The sequence below is a fragment of the Rhodococcus jostii NBRC 16295 genome, from assembly GCF_001894825.1.
Lineage (GTDB): Bacteria > Actinomycetota > Actinomycetes > Mycobacteriales > Mycobacteriaceae > Rhodococcus_F > Rhodococcus_F jostii.
The window spans coordinates 1-1,542 of sequence record NZ_BCWY01000225.1 but is presented as its reverse complement, the minus strand read 5'-3'; the positions used below and the strand labels follow the sequence as shown (position 1 = coordinate 1,542).

Annotated in this window: 1 protein-coding gene; it reads right to left on the bottom strand. The window is 68.8% G+C overall.

Translation table 11 applies throughout. From position 1 onward, the window contains the following. Positions 1-1,491: amino acid adenylation domain-containing protein (locus RJ1_RS44860; RefSeq protein WP_276526517.1), on the bottom strand; the 1,491-nt coding region annotated here is incomplete at its 3' end. Between the last annotated feature and the right edge of the window lie 51 nt (positions 1,492-1,542).

The window sequence follows — 1,542 nt, the reverse complement described above, 5'->3', positions numbered from 1 at the left end:
CTCGGGTGCGGGGAGTGCCGCCCGATCCACCTTCCCCGCCGCCGTCACCGGCAACCCCTCCAACACCACCACCACCGACGGCACCATGAACCCCGGCAACACCGACCCCGCAAACTCCCGCACCACACCCCCATCCACCCACACCCCCACCTCCGGCACCACATACCCCACCAACCGACCACCCACACCCACCACCACCACCGCCCGCGCCACCCCCGGACACCGCCCCAACACCACCCCCACCTCCCCCAACTCCACCCGCTGCCCCCGCACCTTCACCTGAAAATCAGCCCGCCCCACAAACACCAACGACCCCAACCCATCCCACCGCACCAAATCCCCCGTCCGATACAACCGCGCCCCCACCCCGAACGGATCCGCCACAAACGACGCCGCCGTCAACCCCGACCGCCCCACATACCCCCGCGCCACCCCCACACCCCCCACATACAACTCCCCCACCACACCCACCGGCACCGGACGCAACCACGAATCCAACACCACCACCTCCACCCCCACACCCGGACCACCCACCGTCACCGGCCCCCCAGGATCCAACGCCCCACTCACCGTCGCCTGCACCGTCACCTCCGTCGGCCCATACGCATCGAACAACTCCCGCCCCGGCGCCCACCGCTCCACCAACTCCGGCCCCAACACCTCCCCCGCCACCACCAACACCCCCACCGACCCCAACCCACCCGGCTCCAACGACGCCAACACCGACGGCGTCACAAAACAATGCGACACCCCCTCCACCGCCAACCACTCCGACAACACCACACCCCCGAACACCCCCGGCGGCGCCACCACCAACCGCGCCCCCACCGAAAACGCCATCAACCACTCGTACACCGACGCATCAAAACTCGGCGACGCCACATGCGACACCCGCGACCGACGACCCACACCAAACCGAACCCGCTCCTCCACAGCCAAATTCGCCAACCCCCCATGCGTCACCACCACCCCCTTCGGACGCCCCGACGACCCCGACGTATACATCACATACGCCGCATTCCCCACCACCAACCGCCCCACCCGATCCCCATCCGACACCGCCGCCCCCGACACCCCCTCCACCACCGACACATCATCAACCAACAACCACTCCACCACCCCCGGCAACACCACCCCCGAAACCGACAACCCCACCACCGCACCCGAATCCACCACAATCTCCCGCACCCGCACCTCCGGCAACCCCGGATCCACCGGCACGAACGCCGCCCCCGACTTCGCCACCGCCCACACCGCCACCACCAACTCCACCGACCGCCCCACCCCCACCGCCACCACCATCTCCGGACCCACCCCCCGCCCGATCAACACCCGCGCCCACCGCGACGACAACACATCCAACTCCCCATACGACAACTCCACACCCCCACACGACACCGCCACCCCACCCCCATCACCCACCCCACCCACCAAAATCTCCGCCAACACCCGACCACCCACACCCACACCACCCCGCACCGGCACCAACACCCCCCGCTCCACCACACCCAACAAACCCACCCCCACCAACGGCACATCCGG